The organism is Bradyrhizobium sp. 41S5 (assembly GCF_011516665.3).
In the GTDB taxonomy this organism is placed as follows: domain Bacteria; phylum Pseudomonadota; class Alphaproteobacteria; order Rhizobiales; family Xanthobacteraceae; genus Bradyrhizobium; species Bradyrhizobium quebecense.
Window position 1 is genome coordinate 6,539,001 of record NZ_CP083721.1, and the last position, 22,617, is coordinate 6,561,617.

The window sequence follows — 22,617 nt, forward strand, 5'->3', positions numbered from 1 at the left end:
CGCGCGCCGGCGAGAGGCTGCTCCGTCATGGCCGCCTATGGTCTCTACACGCACATCGCATCGAACAAGTTTCGTTCGATGCTGTTGCTCGCCGGCCTGTTCCTGCTGATCTACGTGCTGGTCTATGCCGGCGCGCTGGTCGCGGAGGTGATGACCGATAGCGGCCGCACGGCCGATTACTATCTGACCCATGCCTCGCGCGACCTCGTCTCGGCCTTCCCATGGGCAACGATCGCGGCGGTGGCCTGGATCGTGATCGCCTATTTCTTCCACCAGAAGATGATCGACGCCGTTACCGGCGGCGAAAGCGTGACGCGGCAGCAGCAGCCGCGGCTCTACAATCTGCTGGAAAACCTCTGCATCTCGCGCGGCATCCCGATGCCGAAGCTGAAGGTGATGGACAGTCCGGCGCTGAACGCATTCGCGACCGGACTGAACCCGCGGCAATACGCCATCACCGTCACCACGGGTCTTCTGAGGGCACTGAACGACCAGGAGATCGAGGCCGTGCTTGGCCACGAGCTCACCCATATCAAGAACGGCGACGTGCAGCTGATGGTGGTCGCCGTGATCATCGCCGGCGTGGTCGGCTTCTTCGGCGAACTGTTCTTCCGCCTGTTCACAAATCTGTCGTGGAGCGGCGGTGGTGGCGGCTGGTCGTCCTCGTCATCCTCCCGATCGTCGTCATCCTCGTCGGACCGCGACAGCAAGGGCTCGGGCGGCGGCGCGATCGTCGTGATCATCATCGCGGTCGCGCTGATCGTACTCGCATGGCTGCTGTCGCAGGTGGTCAAGCTCGCGCTGTCGCGGTCGCGCGAATTCCTCGCCGATGCCGGATCGGTCGAGCTGACCAAGAATCCCGATGCGATGATCTCGGCACTGCGCAAGATCGAAAACCGCGGCGAGTTGCCGGGCGCCACATCGGCGGTGATGGAACTCTGCGTCGACAATCCGCGCGAGGGGTTTGCCGACCTGTTTGCCACCCATCCGTCGGTGAAGTCCCGGGTCGATGCCCTGGTGAAATATGCCGGCGGGCACGATCCCGGACCGCTGGCGCTGCCGGATGAGACATCGGACGCTACGGAAACGCAGGACCAGCCGTCGGTGTCGGGCGATCCGCTTCCGCCTGTCACCCATGGCCCATGGGGCGACACGCCGCCTGCACAACCGAACAATCCGCCGCCGCTGCCCGGCACCAGCCCCGCACAGGGACCATTGGGACCGCTGGATCCTCTGCAGGGCCCGCTTCAAGGCCCGCTTCAAGGCCCTTGGGGCCGCCACCGCTGATCGTGCCCTAGACCACTCAGTCCATTAAGGAAATCCCCACCAAGCCGGCCATGGGCACCTTAAGGAATTGAATTCTCCCTCGATTCTGCCATGTTCGCGCCCAAAGCAGTATGGGGACTTGCCGATCGCCGTCGCGGTCGGGAGCGCGCTTTAAGGGACTTCCATGGCAAAGCCGGTTGTGATCGTGGTGGGCGCGGACAAAGGCGGGGTCGGCAAGACCACCGTCTCGCGGACGCTCCTGGACTATTTCAGTGCCAACAACGTGCAGACCCGGGCGTTCGACACCGAGTCGCCGCGCGGCACGCTGAAGCGCTTCCACCCCGACATCACCGAGATCGTCGACATGACGACGACCGCGGACCAGATGAAGATCTTCGATACACTGAACGCCGGTTCCTCGGTCACCGTGATCGACGTCCGCGCCGGCCTGCTGTCGCCCGCGCTGGCCTCGCTGCGCGACATCGGCTTCCTCGACGCCGCGCGCTCCGGCCAGATCACCTTCGCCGTGTTCCACATCCTCGGCCCCTCGATCGCCTCGCTGGACGAGATCGCGGAGACCGCCAACTTCATGGGCGGCGCGAAGTACTTCCTGGTGAAGAACTTCATCAACGACACCCAGTTCTTCCAGTGGGACCAGGCGACCTACAATTCCTACTTCCACCGCATCAAGGATGCCGTGGACCTCACCATCCCGAAGCTCAACGAAATGGCCTACGAGCAGGTCGAGGTCTCCTCCGTTCCGTTCCTGAAATTCGTTGCCAACAAGGGCATCAACGACGACGCCGCCAACTACTCCTTCGTGCTGCGCGGCTATGTCCGGCATTGGCTCGCCAATGTCTGGAGCGAGTACGACCGGATCAAGCTGACCGACCTGGTCGGCGCCAAGTCGGCCAAGGGCGAAAAATAGTCGCGCACAAGAGCAGCGAAAAAATCGTGCTGGGGGGCGGCGATGGGGCTGGATTAGGCGAAAATTTGGCCTGATATAGCGGGCGATGTCGTCCACGCCCGTTTACATCATCTGCTCGCCCCGCCCGCAGGTCGGCAAGACGCTGATCGCGCGGCTGCTCGGCGAATTCCTGCTGCTCAAGAACGGCGACGTCGTCTGCTACGACATCAATCTGAAGGAGCCGTCGCTGCTCGACTATCTGCCGCGGATCACGGAAACCGCCGACGTGATCGACACCTACGGCAAGATGCAACTGATGGACCGCGTCATCGTCAATGACGGCATCGCCAAGGTGATCGACCTCGGCTACCACGCCTTCGACGAATTCTTCAAAATGGTCGACCAGATCGGGCTGATGAAGGAGGCACTGCGCCGCCACGTCTCGCCCGTGATCCTGTATGTGGCCGATACCGACCGCGCCTCGGTGCACGGCTACCAGACGCTGCAGCGCATGATCCCACCGAACGCGCTCGTCGTGATCGACAACGAGTTCGTGGTGCGCGGCGAGCTGCCGTCCGTCATGGCCGGCAGCCGGGTGCTGCGCTTCCGCGCGCTGCCGGTGTTCCTGAAGACCTATATCGACCGGCTGACCTTCTCCTTCACCGGCTATCTGCGCCAGGAGAGGGACTCATCGACCGAGCTGCATCAGTGGATCCGGCGGAATTACACCACGTTCCGCGATCTCGAGCTGAGCATGCTGCTGCAACGGGGATGACTGTCGTCCCGGCCAAGCGAAGCGCGAGCCGGGACGACGTGTGGAGAGAGTGCCGCTAAAGCGCGATGAGATTAGGTTGAATCGTCATCGCGCAATAGCTCTTTGTTTGAGCATGATCTTCTCGGAAAACCGCTTCGCACTTTTCCGGATCATGCTTTAATGCCCTTCGAACGCCATCAACGTGCGCACCGGAACGTCCATCGCGCGCAGCTTGGCGGCGCCGCCGAGATCGGGCAGGTCGATGATGAAGCAGGCGGCGACCACATTGGCGCCGATCTGGCGCAGCAGCTTCACCGCGCCCTCCGCGGTGCCGCCGGTCGCAATCAGATCGTCGACCAGGATCACGCGCTCGCCGGGCTGCACGGCGTCGGCATGCATCTCCATCTCGTCGATGCCGTACTCCAGCGAGTAGGCGATCCGCACCGTGGTGTGCGGCAGCTTGCCCTTCTTGCGGATCGGCACGAAGCCGGCCGAGAGCTGATGCGCCACCGCGCCGCCGAGGATGAAGCCGCGGGCCTCGATGCCCGCGACCTTGTCGACCTTCGCCCCCGCCCAGGGATGCACCAGCTCATCGACCGCGCGGCGGAAGGCCCGGGCATCCGCGAGCAGGGTCGTGATGTCGCGAAACAGGATGCCCTTCTTCGGGTAGTCCGGGATGGTGCGAACGGTCGCCTTGATGTCGTGGTCGAAGGTCATTGGTCTCGCAATCCTCAATTGGCCGGCAGATTAAGCCGGAATGCATTCTCGACAATGCGCAGGCCCACCTCGTTGCCGAGCGACATCAGCGATTCCGGATGGAATTGCACGCCCCCGACCGGCAGGGTCTTGTGCTCGATCACCATCGCAACGCCGTCTTCGGTGGTCGCGGTCACCGCCAGCACCTCGGGCACGCTGTCGCGCTCGACATAGAGCGAATGATAGCGGCCGATCACGATCTCATTCGGCAAATTGTGCATCAGCCTGCCGCCGCGGACCTGGACGCGCGAGGGCCGGCCGTGCGCGGGTTGGCCGAGCTGGCCGAGCTGGCCGCCGAAATATTCGCCGATCGCCTGCACGCCGAGGCAGACGCCGAAGATCGGCAGCTTCTTCTCCAGAGCGGTGTCGATGATTTTCGCGATGCCGAAATCCTCCGGGCGACCCGGCCCGGGCGACAGCACCAGCAAGTCCCAGCCACGCTGCTTCAGCATGTCCTGGGCATGGATATGCCTGACCACGGTGACGTTGGCGCCGACCTGGCGGAAATAGTCGGCCAGCATATGCACGAAGCTGTCGTCGTGATCGATCAGCAGCACGTCCTTGCCGGAGCCGGTGGCATCGGGCGCGAAATCCGACAGCGGCTTCGGCGGATCGCCGCGCAACGCCTGGAACAGCGCCGCGGCCTTGACCTGGCACTCACGATCCTCCGCAGCCGGATCGGAATCGAACAGGCAGGTCGCGCCGACGCGCACCTCGGCGAGGCCGTCCTTCATGCGGATGGTGCGGATGGTGAGGCCGGTGTTGATGCTGCCGTCGAAATTCACGCAGCCGATCGCGCCGGCGTACCAGCGCCGCGGCGACCGCTCGTGATCCTCGACGAACTGCATCGCCCACAGTTTCGGCGCGCCGGTCACCGTCACCGCCCAGGCATGGGTCAGGAAGGCGTCGAGCGAATCGAAGCCCGGCCGCAGCATGCCCTCGACGTGGTCGACGGTGTGAAACAGCTTCGAGTAGGTCTCGATCTGCCGCCGCGCCAGCACCTTGATGGTGCCGGGCACGCAGACGCGCGCCTTGTCGTTGCGATCGACGTCGGTGCACATGTTGAGCTCGAACTCGTCCTTTTCCGAGTTCAGGAGCTTGCGGATCTGCTCGGCATCGCCGATCGAGTCCGAACCGCGCGCGATAGTACCGGAGATCGGGCAGGTCTCGACCCGGCGGCCGTCGGAGCGCACGAACATCTCGGGCGAGGCGGAGACCAGGAATTCGCCATCGCCGAGATTCATCAGCGCGCCATAGGGCGACGGATTGATGCGGCAGAGCCGCTGGAACACCTCCGCCGGCGAGCGCTCGCAAGGCTCGGCAAACAGCTGCCCGGGCACCGCCTCGAACAGGTCGCCGCGGGCGAACGCCGCGCGCGCCACTTCAACCGTCGCCTGGTATTCGCCCGGCGCGTGATCGGCAAAGCCCTGCCGCCCAGTCTTGGCGTAGAGGCTCGGCGCGGTTTCGTGCGGCTGGCCGGCGGTGGATTTGCCCTTCCACGTGAACTCGTAATTCAGCGCCACACCGCGGCCGGTGGCGCGGTCATAGGCCAATAGCCGGTCCGGCACGTAGAGCACGATGTCGCGCTGGTCGGCCTCGCGAGCGCGCTTCTGCACGAGATCCTCGATCTGGAACACGAGGTCGTAGGCGAAGGCGCCGAACAGGCCGAGCAGCGGATCGGCATTGGAGGTGAACGCCGCCACCATGTCGCGCACCAGCGACATCACGCTGGCGCGGCGGGTGCGCTGGTCTTCCTCGACCGGCGCGGCGCCGCGGATGATATGGCCGGCGAGCCGCGTGGCACTGCGCTCGGTGATCACGACGCAGGGCTCGCGCAGCACGTCGCCGAGGAAGGCGATCAGGACCTCTCCGCGCGGGTTCAGCGCCTGCAGCGCGAAATCGGTGCCCGAGGTTTCAAGCACCAGCGGCGGATCGGCAAAGCCGAGGTCAAAGCTCTCGTAGCGGCCCGGCACTGTCGTGCCCGAGGACAGCACCACGCCGCGGCGGCGGTCGAGCAGCGCGATCAGGTCGTCGAGGCGGTTGGCGCCGCCGGTGAACTGCTCGACCACGCGCGCCACCGCAAGGCCGCCATTGGTGAGGTATTCGCTCTTGGCCGGCAGGGAGAAGACTGTCCTGTTCATGTGATCCTCTTACGAGACTTGGGAAGAGAGCGCCACACAGGACAAAGGAAGGTACCGTCGCACTGCGATGGCGACCTTCGACGTTTTTGGGAAATGAAAACGCACCGGCCACCTATGAGAAGGTGGGCCACCAACGACGGGATGGACTGGCAACGGTGCTCATGGCCGCTACTCACCACCCGGCGCGGGCCGTGTCAAGGGATGGCCTGACACGCCTGCCCCAATCCTGGACGCCCGCTTGGACGGCATTTTCGGGGTTTGAAGCGACCGGAATCCGCGTAGGATTTGTCGAAATGGCGGCCGGTCAGCCGCCCAAAAGACAGGCAGATGGCGGAGACGCAGATGGCGATTTTGGGTCTCGGATATGCCGGCTTCGGCTCCGACGCGCTCGACGACTGGCGGCAATTCGGCACCGGTCTGGTCGGGCTGCAGGCGATCGAGCGCGGCAATTCGCTGCTCGCCTTCCGGATGGACGACCGCAAGCAGCGCATTGTGATCGACCGCGCCCAGGGCGAAGGGACAAGGTTCTTCGGCTGGGAGGTCGCGGATGCCGCAGCCCTCGACGCGCTGGCGGCGCGGCTGGAGCATGCCGGCGTTGCCGTGACCGCCGAGCCGCAGGCGCTTGCCGATGCGCGGCGGGTGCACGGCCTGATCTCGTTCCGGGATCCCGGCGGCAACCGTCTGGAGGCGTTTCACGGCGCCGAGATCGACGACACGCCGTTCAAGCCGGGACGATCCATTTCCGGTTTCCGCACCGGGCCGCTCGGCCTCGGCCACGCCGTGCTGACCGTCGAGAACATTGCGCCGGTGATGAGCTTCTATGTCGATGTGCTCGGCTTCGGCCTCAGCGACTACATCGAAAAACCGTTCCGCGCCTATTTCTTTCACGTCAATGCGCGCCATCATTCGCTGGCGCTGATCGAGACCGGCAGCAACGGCATGCATCATCTGATGGTGGAATTGTTCTCGCTCGACGATGTCGGTCAGGCCTACGACATCGCGATGAAGGAAGACCGGGTCAACGTCACGCTCGGCCGTCACACCAACGACCTGATGACGTCGTTCTACGCCAAGTCGCCGTCAGCCTTCATGGTCGAGTGCGGCTGGGGCGGCCGCGAGATCGACCCGGCGAACTGGACGCCATTCGAGATGCATGATGGCCCGAGCCTGTGGGGCCACGAGCGCGTCTGGCTGTCGCCGGAGGACCGCGCCGTCGCGCGCGAGATGCGGATGCGCGCCGCCGCCGAGGGCAAGCGCGCCCCGGTGCAGGTGCTGGAAGGCAATTTCAAGCTGATGTCGGGCACCTGTCCGTGGTGGGACGGGGTGAAGGCGGAGAGCTAAACCTCTCGCCGTCGTCCCTGCGAAAGCAGGGACCCATAACCACGGGCGCAGTTGCTTGGCGAGATGACTGCCAGTGTGTCCATTGCCAGAGCCGCGGCGTATGGGTCCCAGCTTTCGCCGGGACGACGCCGGTGTTTGCAAACGTACTACCCCAGATGCTTCCTGAAGAACTCCGTCGCCCGGTCCCAGGCCAGTTCGGCGCACTGCCGGTCGTGCACCGACAGGCGCTGCTCGTTGCCGAAGCCGTGCTCGGCGTCATAGCGGTACAGCTCCAGCGATTTGCCGGCGGCCTTCATCGCCTTCTCGAAACCATCGACCAGTGCCGGCGTGCACCAGTCGTCCTTGGTGGCAAAATGGCCCTGCAGCGGAATTCTCACGTCGGCCGGCTTGGCCGCCTGCTCCGGCGGAATGCCGTAGAACACCACACCGGCGGTCAGCTCCGGGATCTTGGTGGCGCCGATAATGGTCACCGCGCCGCCGAGGCAGAATCCGGTCAGGCCGACCTTGGCGCCGTTCTTGCCGAGATATTGCGCGGCGCCGCGCACTGTCTGCGTGGTGGCGTCCATGAAGTCGAGCGAGTTCATCTCTTTGCCGGCCGCGTCCGTGTCGTGATACGGCACCACCTTGCCCTTGTAGAGGTCGGGCGCCAGCGCATCGAAACCGGCCCGCGCGAAGCGGTCGCACATTCCCTTGATCTGGTCCTGCAGCCCCCACCATTCCTGGATCACGACGACCCCAGGCGCGTTGCCGCGCGCGGCGTTGGCGAGATAGCCTGACGCTTCCTTGCCGTCCGGACGCTTGAAGTTGATGCTGGTACCCATGAGTTCCTCCGCAATGTTTGCCGGCCGATTGGCCGGCATTTTGTCCGCACTACAGCCAGGAAGCAATCAATTAGCCGTCATTGCGGGCCAACGGCTCGCAATGATGGGAGCAAACAAAAAAGCCCCCGAAGGGGCTTTTTCAAACGCGCGCTACCATGCCCGAGGTCAGTGAGCGTCGGCCCAGACCTTGCGCTTGGTGAAGTACATCAGGATGGCGAAGATCACCAGGAAGAAGAACACCTGCATGCCGATCCGCTTGCGCTCTTCCATGTGCGGCTCGGCGGCCCACATCAGGAACGTGGTGACATCGTGCGCGTATTGCTTGACCGTCGCCGGCGAACCGTCGTCGAAGGTCACCTGACCGTCGGACAGCGGCTTCGGCATCTTGATGGCGTGGCCGGGGAAGTACTTGTTGTAGTACGAGCCTTCCGGGATTGTCACGCCGGCCGGGACCTTGTCCTCGAAGCCCTGCAGGATGGCGTCGACGTAGTCGGGGCCCTGCTCCTGGTACTGGGTGAAGAAGTCGATCGCGAATTGCGGGAAGCCGCGCTTGTAGGACCGCGCCTTGGTGATCAGCGATAGATCGGGCGGCGCGGCGCCGCCATTGGCCGCGCGCGCGGCCTGCTCGTTCGGGAACGGGGACGGGAAGTAGTCCGCCGGGCGGCCCGGACGCTCGAACATCTCGCCCTGGTCGTTGGGGCCGTCCTTGATCTTGTACTCGGACGCAAACGCAGCCGCCTGCGCCTCCGAATAGCCGGGGCCGCCGGCATCGGCGAGATTGCGGAACGCGACATAGGACAGGCCGTGGCAGGCCGAGCAGACTTCCTTGTAGACCTTCAGGCCACGCTGCAGCGAGCCCCGGTCATACTTGCCGAACGGGCCGGAGAACGACCAGCTCTGGGCCGGCGGGGCGTCGCCGCCCTCCTCGGCCTTGGCGTTCTGGGTGCTGCCCGCGAACACGCCGCCAGCCACCACCAGCGCAAGCATGACGGAGGCTGCGGTCGCCACCCTGCCCTTGCTCTTCGCCAGCACGTCGTCGGCGATCGAGTTCGGCACCGGGCGCGGCGTCTCGATGCGGGCGAGCAGCGGCAGCACGATCAGGAAGTAGGCGAAGTAGCACACCGTCAGGATGCGGCCGGCGATCACATAGATGCCTTCCGGCGGCTGCGAGCCGAGATAGCCGAGCAGGATGCAGACCACCACGAAGATCCAGAAGAACTGCTTGGCCAGCGGACGATACTTCGACGAACGGGTCCGTGCGCTGTCGAGCCAGGGCAGGAAGCACAGGATGATGATCGCCGAGAACATCGCCACGACGCCGGCGAGCTTGTTCGGGATCGAGCGCAGGATCGCGTAGAACGGCAGGTAGTACCATTCAGGCACGATGTGCGCCGGGGTCACGCCGGGATTCGCCGGGATGTAGTTGTCGGCGTCGCCGAGGTAGTTCGGCATGTAGAAGATGAACCAGGCGAAGAAGATCAGGAAGCATGACACACCGAACGCGTCCTTGATCGTCGCATAGGGCGTGAACGGAACGGTATCCTTCTCGGTCTTGGCCTCGACGCCGGCCGGGTTGTTCTGCCCCGCGACATGCAGCGCCCAGACGTGCAGCACGACCACGCCGGCGATCACGAACGGCAGCAGGTAGTGCAGCGAGAAGAAGCGGTTCAGCGTCGGGTTGCCGACCGAATAGCCGCCCCACAGCAGGGTCACGATGCTCTCGCCGAAATACGGCACGGCCGAGAACAGATTGGTGATGACGGTGGCGCCCCAGAAGCTCATCTGGCCCCACGGCAGCACGTAGCCCATGAAGCCCGTCGCCATCATCAGCAGGTAGATGATGACGCCGAGGATCCACAGCACCTCGCGCGGCTCCTTGTACGACCCGTAATAGAGACCGCGGAACATGTGGATGTAGACGGCGAAGAAGAACATCGACGCGCCGCAGGCATGCATGTTGCGCAACAGCCAGCCGTAGTTGACGTCGCGGACGATCAGTTCGACTGACTTGAAGGCGAGATCGGCGTGCGGCGTGTAGTGCATCGCCAGGATCACGCCGGTCAGGATCTGCAGCGCCAGCATCAGCGAAAGGATGGCGCCGAAGGTCCACCAGTAGTTCAGGTTGCGCGGCGTCGGATAGGCCACGAACGAGGAGTGGACGAGGCCGAAGATCGGAAGGCGCCGTTCGATCCACTTCAAGGCGGGGTTGCTCGGTTGAAAATCAGATGGTCCGCTCATTGATGCGATCCTGAAGAAGAAAAACGACGCGATGGGTCCAAGGGGAAGCCGAAGTCCCGTGATGTCCGGGACTTAGCCGATCTGGATTTTGGTGTCGGTAAGGAAGGCGTAGGGCGGCACCGGCAGGTTGGCGGGCGCCGGCCCCTGGCGGATACGACCGGAGGAGTCGTACTGCGAGCCGTGGCAGGGGCAGAAGAAGCCGTCGTAATTGCCCTCATGGGCGATCGGGATACAGCCGAGATGGGTGCAGATGCCGATCACGACCAGCCACTGGTCGTGGCCTGCCTTGACGCGGGCCGAGTCGGGCTGCGGATCGGGCAGGCTCGAGAGCGCCACGCTCTGGGCCTCCTGGATCTGCTTCTTGGTGCGATGGCTGATGTAGATCGGCTTGCCGCGCCAGAAAACCTTGATGTCCTGGCCCTCGGCGATCGGCGTCAGATCGACCTGGATCGGCGCGCCGGCCGCGATCGTCGCGGCATCCGGGTTCATCTGGGCAACCAGCGGCCAGACGGTCGCGGCTGCGCCGACGACGGCGGCAGCTCCGGTTGCAACAAAAAGAAAATCACGGCGTGTCGGATGGTCCGCCGAAGACGCTGTCGTCACGATTCCTAGCCCTTTCTTTTCTGCAGCCGGTGGAACCGCCCCGGAGACGCAGAACGCGCCCCAAGAAAGGCTGCCGGCGCCCGCGGCCCCCGCGGCGGCAGAAAACCACTATTCCCCACCCCAAATGGCGGAACAGCAGTCCAGAATCGTTCTATTGGCACCCTTGCCGGACGAGCGCAAGCCCGCTATCGGCTCGCACACGTGCAATGCACGAAATCCGCGCCGAGCGATGTTTTATTGAGACAATTTCATCCGGATTTCACAGGTCGCCCGCACCATGCAGATCGCGCTGTTCCAGCCCGACATCCCCCAGAATACAGGGACGATTCTGCGCCTTTGCGCCTGCCTGGACGTGGCAGCCCATATCATCGAACCAGCAGGGTTCGACACCTCGGACCGGAATTTCCGCCGGGCGGGTATGGACTATCTCGACCATGTGCGGTTGAAGCGTCACGACTCATGGTCGAAATTCGAGGAATGGCGGGCCGAGGCCGGATGCCGGCTGGTCCTGTTCACGACCAAGGCGGCGAAATCCTATCTTGATTTCGCGTATTCGGCCTCCGATGTCCTGCTGTTCGGACGCGAAACGGCAGGGGTGACCGAGGCCGTGGTGGCCGCCGCGGATGCGCGGCTGCTGATTCCGATCAAGCCTTCCCTGCGCTCGCTCAATGTGGCGGTCACCGTGGCCATGGCAGTCGGAGAAGCGCAGCGGCAGACGGGTTCAGGACTCGCCGGTTCGGGACTTGCCGGCTCAGGGACTGCCGGTTCGGTAACTTAAGGGATATTTGGTGAGCTACGCGGTCAAGGAGATCTTTCTCACCCTGCAGGGCGAAGGCGCCCATGCGGGCCGGGCCTCCGTGTTCTGCCGCTTCGCCGGCTGCAACCTCTGGAGCGGCCGCGAGCAGGACCGCGCCGGCTCAGTCTGCCGGTTCTGCGACACCGATTTCGTCGGCACCGACGGCACGCTCGGCGGCCGCTATGCCGACGCGGCCGAGCTCGCCGGCACCATCGCCGCGCAATGGACCGGGGGCGAAGCCGACCGCTACGTGGTGCTGACCGGCGGCGAGCCGCTGCTGCAGGTCGATAAAGCTCTGATCGAGGCCCTGCACGGCCACGGCTTTGCGATCGCGATCGAGACCAACGGCACCATCGCCCCACCCGACGGGCTCGATTGGGTCTGCGTCAGCCCCAAGGCCGCCTCCGAGCTCGTGGTGCGCAAGGGGCACGAGCTCAAGCTGGTCTATCCGCAGCCGGAGAACGCGCCGGAGGACTTCGCGGGACTCTCCTTCGAGCGCTTCTCGCTGCAGCCGATGGACGGCCCCGACGTGATCGAAAATACCGAGCGGGCGATCGAATACTGCCTTAAGCACCCGCAATGGCGCCTCAGCGTGCAGACGCACAAGACGCTCGGCATTAGGTGAACTCTACTTTGTCAGAACTGGATTGTTGAACGAGATGTGGGAATTGACGAAAGCGTTTCGGTTCGAGGCTGCGCATGCGCTATCCGGAACGACCTTTGGCACCGCCAGCGAGGAGATCCACGGTCACTCGTTTCGAGCCGAGGTTACCGTCCGCGGCACGCCCGATCCGAAAACCGGGATGGTGGTCGATCTCGGCCTGCTCGAACGCGCCATGGCCGAGGTGCAGAAGACGCTCGACCACAAGTTCCTCAACAAGATCGAGGCGATCGGCGTGCCGACGCTGGAGAATCTTTCACGCTTCATCTGGGAGCGGCTGCAACACGCGGGCAAGCTGACCCGCGTCACCGTCCATCGCGACAGCTGCAACGAGAGCTGTACCTATTTCGGCCCGCAAGGTTAGCCATGCTGCCAACAGACCCCGCCATCATCGAGGACCGCAAGGCGCGTGCACGCGGCTGGTTCGAGGCGCTGCGCAACGACATCTGCGCGGCCTTCGAGAAGCTCGAGGACGATGCCCCCGCAGCGCTCTATCCCGGCGCTGCCGGCCGGTTCGTGCGCACCCCCTGGGATCGCACCGACCACACCGGCAAGCCCGGCGGCGGCGGCGTGATGTCGATCATGAAGGGCCGGCTGTTCGAGAAGGTCGGCGTGCACTGCTCGACCGTGCATGGCGAGTTCGCCCCCGAATTCCGCGCGCAGATTCCCGGTGCCGCCGACGATCCGAGGTTCTGGGCCTCCGGCATTTCGCTTATCGCGCATTTGCGCAATCCGAACGTGCCCGCCGTACACATGAACACCCGCTTCGTCGTCACCACCAAGGCCTGGTTCGGCGGCGGCGCCGATTTGACGCCGGTGCTGAACCGGCGACGCACCCAGGAAGACCCCGATACGGTCGCCTTCCATGCCGCGATGAAGGAGGCCTGCAGCGGTCCGAACGGCGTCGCCGACTACGACAAGTACAAGAAATGGTGCGACGACTATTTCTATCTGCCACACCGCAAGGAAGCCCGCGGCATCGGCGGCATCTTCTATGACTGGCATGACAGCGGCGACTGGGAGGCCGACCTCGCCTTCACCCAGGACGTCGGGCGCAGCTTCCTGAAAATCTATCCCGACCTGGTGCGGCGCAATTTCGAGACCGCCTGGAGCGCGGAAGATCGCGACGAGCAGCTGATCCGCCGCGGGCGCTATGTCGAGTTCAACCTGCTCTATGATCGCGGCACCATCTTCGGCCTGAAGACCGGCGGCAATGTCGATTCGATCCTGTCGTCGCTGCCGCCGGAGGTGAAATGGCCGTAATGAACCTGCCGCGCGCGATGCTGATCGACATGGATGACACCATCCTGTCGGCCTATGGACGCCCGGAGATCGCCTGGAACACGATCGCCACCGAATTCGCCGCGGAGCTGGCGCCCCTGCCCCCGGATCAGGTTGCAACCGCGCTGCTGGCCTCTGCACGGCAATTCTGGTCGACGGCCGAGCCGATCTGGCGGATCAAGCTCGGCGAGGCGCGGCGGCTCACCGTGAAGGGCGGCTTCGCTCAGCTTGCGGCGGCCGGCCACCGTGCACTGCCGGACGATCTCGCGGACCGCATCGCCGATCGCTTCACCGCCTATCGCGAGGAGGAGATGTTCATCTTCCCCGGCGCGCATGAGGCGATCGATGCGTTCAAGGCGCTCGGCATCAAGCTCGCGCTGGTCACCAACGGTGCCGCCGACATGCAGCGCGCCAAGGTCGAGCGCTTCGCGCTCGGCCATCGCTTCGATCACATCCAGATCGAGGGCGAGCACGGCTTCGGCAAGCCCGAGGAGCGCGCCTATCTGCACGCGATGGAGGCGCTCGGTGTCTCCGCATCTGATACCTGGATGATCGGCGACAATCTGGAGTGGGAAGTCGTGGCGCCGCAGCGGCTTGGCATCTACGCGATCTGGATGGACGTACATGGCGCAGGGTTGCCGCCGGGATCGACGATCAAGCCCGACCGCATCATCCGCTCGCTGACCGAACTGGTTCCCGCCGCGCGCAAATAACGCAGCCTCTGTTTTCACAGCAAAATCCACCGCGCAGAACGTCGGCCGTGATCGGACTGTCATCACCGGCCGCTAACTTGCCGTCCGCGTCATCCAGCGCGGAGGGAAAATCATGGAACTGAAACCAGGCGATGTCGTCATGCTGAAATCCGGCGGCCATCCGATCACGGTGGTCGAAGTCGACGAGGACAAGGTCGAGTGCCTGTGGATGGGCACGGACGGCGATCTGTTTCGCGAAACCCTGCCGCTCGTCGCACTCGAATCGACCGAGATCGATCCGGAAGATGACGAGGAAGACGACGACGAAGAGGAAGAGGACGACGAAGACGAGAACGACGACGGCGACCGCAAGAAGAAGCATAAGGCGGCGTGAGATCTGTTGGCGCGATGCTGCCTGGCACATGCCGGCGGCATCGTCTCCACACCAAGTTCAATCGTCGTTCAGCCAATCGTCCCCGTGCCGCCGATGATCACGGCGGCATCGAGATGCCGGCACGAAAATCCGGCGAAAAAATCTAGAGCCGATGGTCGCGGGTGAAACGGGCCACGGTCTGGTCGGCGATGCCAGACAGCACCTGCGGATCCAGCGGGAAATCCGCGGCAAGCCAGGCATCCTCGGCCAGGGTCAGGACATGCCCCAGCGCAGGTCCTTCGGCAATCCCGCGCGCGATGAAATCCGACGCCCGCAAGGGAAAGTGAGGCGCGCGCCAGCGTTGCGGCAGCGTGGCGAGCGCGCGCCACTGCACGACGTCGCGGTCCGCGCCGGTTCGCGCCCAAGCGATCAGCAGCCGGTCGCGATACGGCTCCTCGTCGAGCCGGTAGAGCCTGCGCTTGGCACGCGCCTCGTCCATGCCGGGCAGGCGCCACCAGCGGTGACCCATCGAATCGAGCGCCTTGGCTTCGGCGTTGGAGAGCCGCAGCCGGCTCGCGATCCGCCGCGCGTCCTCGGTCACGGCAACCGTCAGCGCGGCGAGCCGGCGCGTCGCGCTCGGCGCAAGCCCCAACAGCTGCTCGATCTCGATCATCGCCGCGAACGGCCCGGTATAGGCGACGCCGCCGAACAGCGGCAGCAGCAATCCGCCGTCGCCCATCGCGACCACCGCGCTTGCGGCACCGTTCGCGACCACGAGCTTGAGCATCTCCATCCGGATGCGCTCGGCCGAGAGGCCGGCAATCCCGGCGCGACCGCTGATACAGGCGAGATAGCCGGCGCGATCGACCTCGCCTGCGCCATAGGCGGCGTGGAAGCGGAAGAAGCGCAGGATGCGCAGATAATCCTCGGCAATCCGCTGCGCGGGATCGCCGATGAAGCGCACCCGCTTTGCTTCGATGTCGGCGAGACCGCCGACGTGATCATGCACGACGCCTGAAGCGTCGACCGACAGGCCGTTGATGGTGAAGTCGCGCCGCTCGGCGTCGCGCACCCAGTCGCGCCCGAACGCCACCTTGGCCTTGCGGCCATAGGTCTCGGTGTCCTCGCGCAGCGTCGTCACCTCGAAGGGATGGCCGTCGACGACCAGGGTCACCGTGCCGTGCTCGATCCCGGTCGGCACGCTCTTGATGGCCGCCCGCTTGGCGCGGCGGATCACCTCCTCCGGCAATGCCGTGGTGGCGATGTCGATGTCGGCGAGCGGAATCCGCATCAGCGCGTTGCGCACAGCGCCGCCGATCACCCGCGCTTCCTCGCCGTCGGCGTTGAGCAGGCCGAGCACGCGCGCCGCCGGCCCCCAGGCGAGCCATGGCGCGTCGGACAACAGGCGCACCTCGCTCATCTCTCAGCTCCCGGCACCAGCCTGCCGTTCTCGATATGGGCGGGAACGTAGGTCGAGTTCGGCGGCGCGCCGGTCAATTCGGCGAGCAGCACGAAGCTCACGATGACCAGCACCAGCGCCGCCAGCGTCAGCTTCGCGATCATGTCGAGCGGCCAGGATGCCGGCAGCGTCACGCCGGACCGCGTCGCGATGAGGAAGATGGCATAGACCGCGAAAGGGATCAGAAAGACTCCGACCTCGGTCAACACCGTGCGGATCATGACAGATAGATCCGCTCATACAGCACGCGCAGGATGCCCGCGGTCGCGCCCCAGATGTAGCGCTCGGCGAACGGCATCGCGTAGTAGGACCGGTCCATGCCGCGGAATTCCTTGGTGTGGATCTGATGATTCTCGGGATTCATCAGGAAAGCGAGCGGCACCTCGAACGCATCGACGACCTCGGCCTCGTTGATCTCTAAGGCAAATCCCGGCTTCACCCTGGCGACCGTCGGCAGGATGCGGAAGCCGAACGCGGTGCCATAGAGGTCGAGATAGCCGACAGGGTCGATGAATTCCCGCCTCAGCCCGACTTCTTCGCAGGCTTCGCGCAGCGCCGCATCGAGCGGCGAGGCATCGGTGGCGTCGATCTTGCCGCCGGGAAACGATATCTGACCGGCGTGGCTCGACAGATTGGGCGAACGCTGCGTCAACAGCACGGTCGGCTCGGGATGGTCGACCACCGGGATCAGTACCGCGGCCGGCCGCACCGGCTGCTCCTGCGCCACGATCTCGAGCATGCGATCGTTGCCGGAATCTCCGGTGCGCGGAATGATATTCGGATCGACCAGACCCGGCGGCACTTCGAAATCGAGCCGCGTCCGGGCTCGCGCGAAGAATTCCGTCGAGCTGATCGTCGCCGGCTTCACCTTCAGCAACGGCTCGTTCAAAGTGCGCCCCTCACCTGGCTGGCATCGGCCATCGCGAAAAATTCGCCGCCGGACTCGATGCCGAACATCTCCTTACCATCGACCATCCGCTCCTCGCCCATGTCAACCAGATCGTAGTAGAGCGCGCGGGTGACCTTCGCCCACAGGTCGGCGCGGACATGCAGATAGGGCGTCAATCCGCCATCCTCGGCAGCCTCGAATCTGAGGCCGTGGCCCTTCTCGCAATCGACCCAGTCATCGACATTGGTGCGGAACCGGAGCAAACGGCCGCGCGCGTCTTCATCGGTCCGCATTTCCACCGCAAGGAACGGCGCGTCGTCGACGCGGATGCCGACCTTCTCCACCGGTGTCACGAGAAAGTGCTTGCCGTCCTCGCGCTTCAGGATCGTGGAGAACAGCCGCACCAGCGCGGGGCGCCCGATCGGCGTTCCCATATAGAACCAGGTGCCGTCGGGCGCGATTCGCATGTCGAGATCGCCGCAGAACGGCGGATTCCATAGATGAACCGGCGGCAGGCCCTTGCGTCCGGCTGGACCCGATGTCGCGGCTTGATTGGCGGCAGTGGTCAGCCCTTCGAGGCCCTTGCCTCCGAGGGCCTTCGTTTCGAGCCCCGTAGTTTCACTGCCGGAATCGCTCTGCCCTTGCTTCGCCATTGTTTGCCCTGAAGTTTCCTACCCTCAACCTGGCACATTTGGTGCACGTATCCTGAGATGTGGTCGGGATGTCATTCTCGCCACATCGTGATGCCGTTCATACCCTGAAATACCGATAAGGTGGGGATAGTTTAATTCAACGAATACATGGCCTTCGCATAGGTTTAGCTTGCGGTCCATGTGGTGACGACGCGAGATTCGAGCGCATCGTCAAGAAGGAGCGGATCGAATGGCCGGTGCAGACAGCGTCGAAAAACTGGAGGACGTGATCGTCCGCTCGGCCGAACAGGTCGCGGGCCAGATCAAGGCTGCCAAGGAAGCGGTCGCCACCGTCATCTTCGGCCAGGACCAGGTGATCGAGAACACCCTGGTGACGATCCTGTCCGGCGGCCACGCGCTGCTGATCGGCGTCCCCGGTCTCGCCAAGACCAAGCTGGTCGAGACGCTCGGCGTCACGCTCGGGCTCGACGCCAAGCGCATCCAGTTCACGCCCGACCTGATGCCGTCGGACATTCTCGGCGCCGAAGTGCTCGACGAGAGCTCCGCCGGCAAGCGTTCGTTCCGCTTCATCTCGGGTCCGGTGTTCGCGCAGCTCCTGATGGCCGACGAGATCAACCGCGCCAGCCCGCGCACCCAGTCGGCGCTGCTGCAAGCCATGCAGGAGCAGCACATCACCATTGCCGGCGCGCGGCACGATTTGCCGAAGCCGTTCCATGTGCTCGCGACGCAGAATCCGCTCGAGCAGGAAGGCACCTATCCGCTGCCCGAGGCGCAGCTCGACCGCTTCCTGATGGAAATCGACGTCGACTATCCCGATCGCGACGCCGAGCGGCGCATCCTGTTCGAAACCACCGGTGCCGATGAGACGCTCGCCAAGGCGTCGATGGACGCCGAGACGCTGATCACCGCGCAACGCCTGGTGCGCCGCCTGCCGGTCGGCGATTCCGTGGTCGAGGCGATCCTGACGCTGGTGCGCGCCGCGCGGCCCGGCACCGAGGGCGGCGAAGCCGGCAAGCTGATCGCGTGGGGACCCGGTCCCCGCGCCAGCCAGGCCTTGATGCTGGCGGTGCGCGCCCGCGCGCTGCTCGACGGCCGGCTCGCGCCATCGATCGACGACGTGCTCGATCTCGCCGAGCCCGTGCTCAAGCATCGCATGGCGCTGACCTTCTCGGCGCGCGCCGAGGGCCGCACCATTCCTGACGTGATCAAGCAGTTGAAGACGCGGATCGGTTGATGGCGGCAGACAACAGGCACCGGAACGAGGAGATCCTGGCGGTTCGACGTGCCGATGGCGAAAGCAGAACGCTCGCCGCATCGCTGCCGCGTCTTGTGCTTGAGGCCCGCCGCGTCGCCGCCAACGTCATCCATGGCCTGCACGGCCGTCGCCGCGCCGGCTCGGGCGAGAATTTCTGGCAATACCGCCGCTTCGTCTCCGGCGAGCCGTCGCAGCGCGTCGACTGGCGCCGCTCGGCACGCGATGACCATCTCTATGTCCGCGAGCAGGAGTGGGAGGCCGCGCACACGGTGTGGATCTGGCCCGACCGCTCGCCCTCGATGGCCTTTGCCTCGCGCGAAGCCCGCGACAGCAAGCTGGAGCGCGGACTGATTGTCGGCTTCGCGCTTGCCGAACTGCTCGTAGCGGGCGGCGAACGCGTCGGCATTCCCGGCCTGCTGAACCCGACCGCGAGCCTCAACGTGATCGACAAGATGGCGGAAGCGATGTTGCACGACGAGAAGACGCGGGCGAGCCTGCCGCCGTCCTTCGTGCCGTCGTCGCTGGCCGAAATTGTCGTGCTGTCGGATTTCTGGTCGCCGATCGCGGAGATCACGGCGATGCTGGGCGGGCTTTCCTCCTCCGGCGCGCACGGCACCATGATCCAGGTCGTCGATCCCGCCGAAGAGACCTTTCCTTATTCGGGCCGTGTCGAATTCGTCGAGCCCGAGGCCGGCAGCGTCATCACCGCGGGCCGCGCCGAGAGCTGGGCGAGCGACTATGTCGCGCGCGTCGCGCTGCATCGCGACCAGATGCGCAGCGAGACCAACCGGCTCGACTGGCTGTTCTCGACCCACACCACCAGCCGCTCCGCGGCCGAACTGCTGCTGTTCCTGCACGCCGGCATGATGGTGAGCAAGGGCGGCGGCCGCTCAACCGTCAAGGCGGGACGCAGCGCATGATCGCAGGCCTCCCGCTCTCCTTCGCCGAACCATTGCTGCTGCTGGGGCTGGTCAGCCTACCGGTGCTGTGGTGGCTCTTGCGCGTGATGCCGCCGCGGCCGCGCCGGGTCGAATTTCCGCCGACGCGGCTGCTGTTCGACATCGCGCCCAAGGAGGAGACGCCGTCGCGCACGCCGTGGTGGCTGACGCTGCTGCGGCTCGCCGCCGCCGCGCTTGTCATCTTCGCCGCCGCCGGACCGATCTGGAATCCGCAGACCGGCGTTGCCGCCGGCAAGCAGCCGCTGGTGATCCTGCTCGACGACGGCTGGAGCGCGGCCTCGAGCTGGGATGCGCGGATCAAGGCCGCGGACGAGCTGGTCACCAATGCCGACAGCGACCGCCGCGGCGTCGCGCTGGTGCCGCTATCCGAGCCGACGCGCGACATCACGCTGATGCCGGCCGGCGCCGCGCGCGTCGCGTTGCGCCAGCTTGCGCCAAAACCCTACTCGATCGATCGCGTTGAAACCCTGGCGACGCTGGAACGTTTCCTCAAATCGACCGGTGACTGCGACATCGCCTGGCTGTCCGACGGCGTCGACACCGGCCGCGGCAGCGAATTCACCGAAGGTCTCGGCAAGGTGATCGAGAACCGCAGTCTGACGATCTATGCCGGCGGCGCGCAGTCGGCGCAGGCGCTGGTCGCGGCCGAGAACGCCGCGGCCAAGATGACGGTGAAGGTGCTGCGCACCGAGAGTGGTATCGCGGCAGGAACGGTGCGCGCGGTCGATGCCAAGGGCTCGCCGATGGGCGAGGCCCGCTACTCATTCGGCCCGCAGGAGCGCGAGACCGAAGCCGCCTTCGATCTTCCGGTCGAATTGCGCAACGACATCGCGCGGCTCGAAATCTCCGGCGAGCATTCGGCCGGCGCCGTGCAGCTGCTCGACCGGCGCTGGCGCCGCCGGGCCATCGGCGTGGTCTCGGGTGCGAGCAACGACACCGCACAGCCGCTGCTGGCTTCGACCTTCTATCTCTCCCGCGCGCTGTCGCCTTTCGCCGACGTCAGACTCGGCGATCGCGGCGCGCCGCAGCAGGTGATCGGGCAATTCCTCGACCAACGGCTGCCGATGATCGTGATGGCCGATGTCGGCACGCTGTCGCCTGAGATCCGCGACCGGCTCAATGCCTGGATCGAGCAAGGCGGCGTGCTGGTGCGCTTCGCCGGTCCCCGCCTCGCGCAGGCAGATGACGACCTCGTTCCCGTCAAGCTGCGGCGCGGCGGACGCACGCTCGGCGGCAGCCTGACCTGGGAGAAGCCGCAACACATGGCCTCGTTCGCCGCCGACGGCCCGTTCACTGGCCTCACGGTGCCGAAGGACATCACCGTCAGTCGCCAGGTGCTGGCAGAGCCCGACGCCGTGCTCGCGACCAAGAGCTGGGCCTCGCTCGAGGACGGCACGCCGCTCGTCACCGGCGAGCATCGCGGCAAGGGCGTGGTCAGCCTGTTCCATGTCGGCGCCGACATGCGCTGGTCCGATCTGCCGATGTCCGGCACCTTCGTCGAAATGCTGCGCCGGCTGATCGACATGTCCGGCTACACCTCGAAGCCCGGCCCCGGCGTCGCCAGCGATCCCAATGCCGAGACGGTGGCGCCGTTGCGCACGCTGGACGGCTTCGGCGCATTCGGCCCGCCGCCTTCGACCGCCAAGCCGATGTCGGCGGACTATCGCGACCGCGGCACCGCGGACCACCCGCCCGGCTTCTACGGCACCGCCGAGAGCCCGATCGCGGTCAACACGCTGGCCTCCGCCGACCGCATTGCGCCGCTCGACACCTCCGGCCTGCGCGCGAAGCATGCGACCTACACCAACACCGAGCCGCGTGACCTGCGCGGCATCATGCTGTCGACGGCGCTGGCGCTGTTCCTGCTCGATGCGATCGTGGTGGCGATGCTCGGCGGCGGCCTCGCCGCGCTAATCCGGCGGCGCGCGGCGCCGGCGGTGCTTGCGTTAGCCTTCGTCCTTGCCACCATGATGGTGCCGTCGCCGACGCGCGCGCAAAACGCCAGCAGCGACGACTTCGCCATCAAGGCGGTCTCGCAGACGCGGCTGGCCTATGTCGTGACCGGCAATGCCGACGTCGATTCCATCGTCAAGGCCGGGATGTCCGGACTGACGCTGTTCCTTGGGCAGCGCACCGCGCTGGAAGCCGGCGATCCCGTCGGCATCGATCCCGCGCGCGACGAGCTGGCCTTCTTCCCGCTGATCTACTGGCCGATCGTGCCGGGCGCGCCGAAGCCGGCGCAGGACGCCATCAACAAGATCGACGCCTATATGAAGCAGGGCGGCACCGTACTGTTCGATACCCGCGACGCCATCGAGGCGCCGCCGGGCGACAATGGCGCGTCGCAGACGCCGGGCATGCAGACGCTGCGCGAATTGCTGTCGACCCTCGACGTGCCCGAACTCGAGCCGGTGCCGCGCGAGCACGTGCTGACCAAGACGTTCTATCTGCTGCGCGACTTCCCCGGCCGCTTCAACACCGGCCAGACCTGGGTCGAGGCGCTGCCGCGCGAGGACGACGAGGAGGCCGCGCAGCGCCCGGCACGCGGCGGCGACGGCGTCTCGCCGATCATCATCACGTCGAACGACCTCGCCGGCGCCTGGGCGATCCGCCCCGACGGGCAGCCGACGCTGCCGCTGACACCGGGCGAGCCGCGCCAGCGCGAATTCGCGTTCCGCGCCGGCGTCAACATCGTGATGTACACGCTGACCGGCAACTACAAGGCCGATCAGGTGCACGCGCCTGCCTTGATCGAGCGGCTGGGACAATGAC

The 22,617-nt window shown here is 65.5% G+C and carries 22 protein-coding genes; 13 read left to right on the forward strand and 9 right to left on the reverse strand.

Features of this window, described 5'->3' with window-relative positions; genetic code table 11:
* Positions 1-27 precede the first annotated feature (27 nt).
* The 3 genes from HAP47_RS31425 (at position 28) to HAP47_RS31435 (ending at position 2,948) form a co-directional block, all read left to right on the forward strand.
* Complete coding sequence (locus tag HAP47_RS31425; protein WP_173641236.1) at positions 28-1,287, forward strand: M48 family metallopeptidase; 1,260 nt, start codon at positions 28-30, stop codon at positions 1,285-1,287.
* Positions 1,288-1,450: 163 nt separating this feature from the next.
* Positions 1,451-2,194: a hypothetical protein gene (locus HAP47_RS31430; RefSeq protein WP_173641235.1), complete on the forward strand. Its 744-nt coding sequence runs from the start codon at positions 1,451-1,453 to the stop codon at positions 2,192-2,194.
* An 85-nt stretch (positions 2,195-2,279) separates the two neighbouring features.
* The gene (locus HAP47_RS31435; protein ID WP_173641234.1) at positions 2,280-2,948 is read left to right on the forward strand and encodes a hypothetical protein; all 669 of its coding nucleotides are present in this window, start codon (positions 2,280-2,282) and stop codon (positions 2,946-2,948) included.
* A 156-nt stretch (positions 2,949-3,104) separates the two neighbouring features.
* On the opposite strand, the gene HAP47_RS31440 is transcribed toward HAP47_RS31435, so the two are convergent.
* Complete coding sequence (locus HAP47_RS31440) at positions 3,105-3,644, reverse strand: adenine phosphoribosyltransferase (RefSeq protein WP_074131621.1); 540 nt, start codon at positions 3,642-3,644, stop codon at positions 3,105-3,107.
* A 14-nt stretch (positions 3,645-3,658) separates the two neighbouring features.
* Complete coding sequence (locus HAP47_RS31445) at positions 3,659-5,824, reverse strand: anthranilate synthase component I (RefSeq protein ID WP_173641233.1); 2,166 nt, start codon at positions 5,822-5,824, stop codon at positions 3,659-3,661.
* A gap of 342 nt (positions 5,825-6,166) precedes the next feature.
* On the opposite strand from HAP47_RS31445, the gene HAP47_RS31450 reads away from it, so the two are divergent.
* The gene (locus HAP47_RS31450; protein ID WP_231168493.1) at positions 6,167-7,165 is read left to right on the forward strand and encodes a VOC family protein; all 999 of its coding nucleotides are present in this window, start codon (positions 6,167-6,169) and stop codon (positions 7,163-7,165) included.
* A gap of 146 nt (positions 7,166-7,311) precedes the next feature.
* On the opposite strand, the gene HAP47_RS31455 is transcribed toward HAP47_RS31450, so the two are convergent.
* From HAP47_RS31455 to petA, 3 genes are all read right to left on the reverse strand, one after another.
* Positions 7,312-7,986, reverse strand: a complete 675-nt coding sequence (locus tag HAP47_RS31455) for a dienelactone hydrolase family protein (protein WP_173641231.1) — start codon at positions 7,984-7,986, stop codon at positions 7,312-7,314.
* A gap of 165 nt (positions 7,987-8,151) precedes the next feature.
* Complete coding sequence (locus HAP47_RS31460) at positions 8,152-10,224, reverse strand: cytochrome c1 (protein ID WP_173641230.1); 2,073 nt, start codon at positions 10,222-10,224, stop codon at positions 8,152-8,154.
* A 72-nt stretch (positions 10,225-10,296) separates the two neighbouring features.
* Positions 10,297-10,827, reverse strand: coding sequence for a ubiquinol-cytochrome c reductase iron-sulfur subunit (gene petA, locus HAP47_RS31465; protein WP_173641229.1), 531 nt, complete (start codon positions 10,825-10,827; stop codon positions 10,297-10,299).
* Positions 10,828-11,104: 277 nt separating this feature from the next.
* Here petA and HAP47_RS31470 point away from each other — a divergent pair, with 277 nt between their 5' ends.
* The 6 genes from HAP47_RS31470 (at position 11,105) to HAP47_RS31495 (ending at position 14,651) form a co-directional block, all read left to right on the forward strand.
* Positions 11,105-11,605, forward strand: a complete 501-nt coding sequence (locus HAP47_RS31470; RefSeq protein ID WP_173641228.1) for a tRNA (cytidine(34)-2'-O)-methyltransferase — start codon at positions 11,105-11,107, stop codon at positions 11,603-11,605.
* Positions 11,606-11,615: 10 nt separating this feature from the next.
* Positions 11,616-12,248, forward strand: a complete 633-nt coding sequence (gene queE, locus HAP47_RS31475) for a 7-carboxy-7-deazaguanine synthase (RefSeq protein WP_173641227.1) — start codon at positions 11,616-11,618, stop codon at positions 12,246-12,248.
* A 34-nt stretch (positions 12,249-12,282) separates the two neighbouring features.
* The gene (locus HAP47_RS31480; RefSeq protein ID WP_173643035.1) at positions 12,283-12,648 is read left to right on the forward strand and encodes a 6-pyruvoyl trahydropterin synthase family protein; all 366 of its coding nucleotides are present in this window, start codon (positions 12,283-12,285) and stop codon (positions 12,646-12,648) included.
* A gap of 2 nt (positions 12,649-12,650) precedes the next feature.
* Complete coding sequence (gene hemF / locus HAP47_RS31485; protein ID WP_173641226.1) at positions 12,651-13,547, forward strand: oxygen-dependent coproporphyrinogen oxidase; 897 nt, start codon at positions 12,651-12,653, stop codon at positions 13,545-13,547.
* On the forward strand, positions 13,538-14,278 hold the full coding sequence (locus tag HAP47_RS31490; RefSeq protein ID WP_173641225.1) for an HAD family hydrolase: 741 nt from the start codon (positions 13,538-13,540) through the stop codon (positions 14,276-14,278). The genes hemF and HAP47_RS31490 overlap by 10 nt, the downstream gene beginning before the upstream one ends.
* Positions 14,279-14,390: 112 nt before the next feature.
* Positions 14,391-14,651, forward strand: a complete 261-nt coding sequence (locus tag HAP47_RS31495; RefSeq protein WP_173641224.1) for a YodC family protein — start codon at positions 14,391-14,393, stop codon at positions 14,649-14,651.
* Between the two features lie 142 nt (positions 14,652-14,793).
* Here the strand turns inward: HAP47_RS31495 and HAP47_RS31500 are convergent, their stop codons facing one another.
* Genes HAP47_RS31500 through HAP47_RS31515 form a run of 4 tightly spaced genes read right to left on the reverse strand, consistent with a single transcriptional unit; the run spans position 14,794 to position 17,631 of the window.
* Positions 14,794-16,050, reverse strand: a complete 1,257-nt coding sequence (locus tag HAP47_RS31500; protein ID WP_173641223.1) for a CCA tRNA nucleotidyltransferase — start codon at positions 16,048-16,050, stop codon at positions 14,794-14,796.
* A complete protein-coding gene (locus tag HAP47_RS31505) occupies positions 16,047-16,310 on the reverse strand; it encodes a DUF6111 family protein (protein ID WP_173641222.1) in 264 nt (87 codons plus the stop codon). Before HAP47_RS31505 ends, HAP47_RS31500 begins: the two co-directional genes overlap by 4 nt.
* Positions 16,307-16,942: a CoA pyrophosphatase gene (locus tag HAP47_RS31510; RefSeq protein ID WP_371821827.1), complete on the reverse strand. Its 636-nt coding sequence runs from the start codon at positions 16,940-16,942 to the stop codon at positions 16,307-16,309. The genes HAP47_RS31505 and HAP47_RS31510 overlap by 4 nt, the downstream gene beginning before the upstream one ends.
* A gap of 32 nt (positions 16,943-16,974) precedes the next feature.
* The gene (locus tag HAP47_RS31515; RefSeq protein WP_231168494.1) at positions 16,975-17,631 is read right to left on the reverse strand and encodes a DUF1285 domain-containing protein; all 657 of its coding nucleotides are present in this window, start codon (positions 17,629-17,631) and stop codon (positions 16,975-16,977) included.
* A gap of 229 nt (positions 17,632-17,860) precedes the next feature.
* Between HAP47_RS31515 and HAP47_RS31520 the strand changes: the two genes are divergently transcribed.
* The 3 genes from HAP47_RS31520 to HAP47_RS31530 are packed head-to-tail and all read left to right on the forward strand — an operon-like array spanning position 17,861 to position 22,616.
* Positions 17,861-18,865, forward strand: a complete 1,005-nt coding sequence (locus HAP47_RS31520) for an AAA family ATPase (protein WP_173641220.1) — start codon at positions 17,861-17,863, stop codon at positions 18,863-18,865.
* Positions 18,865-19,806, forward strand: coding sequence for a DUF58 domain-containing protein (locus HAP47_RS31525; protein ID WP_173641219.1), 942 nt, complete (start codon positions 18,865-18,867; stop codon positions 19,804-19,806). Before HAP47_RS31520 ends, HAP47_RS31525 begins: the two co-directional genes overlap by 1 nt.
* Positions 19,806-22,616 carry a DUF4159 domain-containing protein gene (locus tag HAP47_RS31530; RefSeq protein ID WP_173643033.1) on the forward strand — a complete coding sequence of 937 codons (2,811 nt, stop codon included), beginning with the start codon at positions 19,806-19,808 and terminating at the stop codon, positions 22,614-22,616. Before HAP47_RS31525 ends, HAP47_RS31530 begins: the two co-directional genes overlap by 1 nt.
* Position 22,617 lies beyond the last annotated feature (1 nt).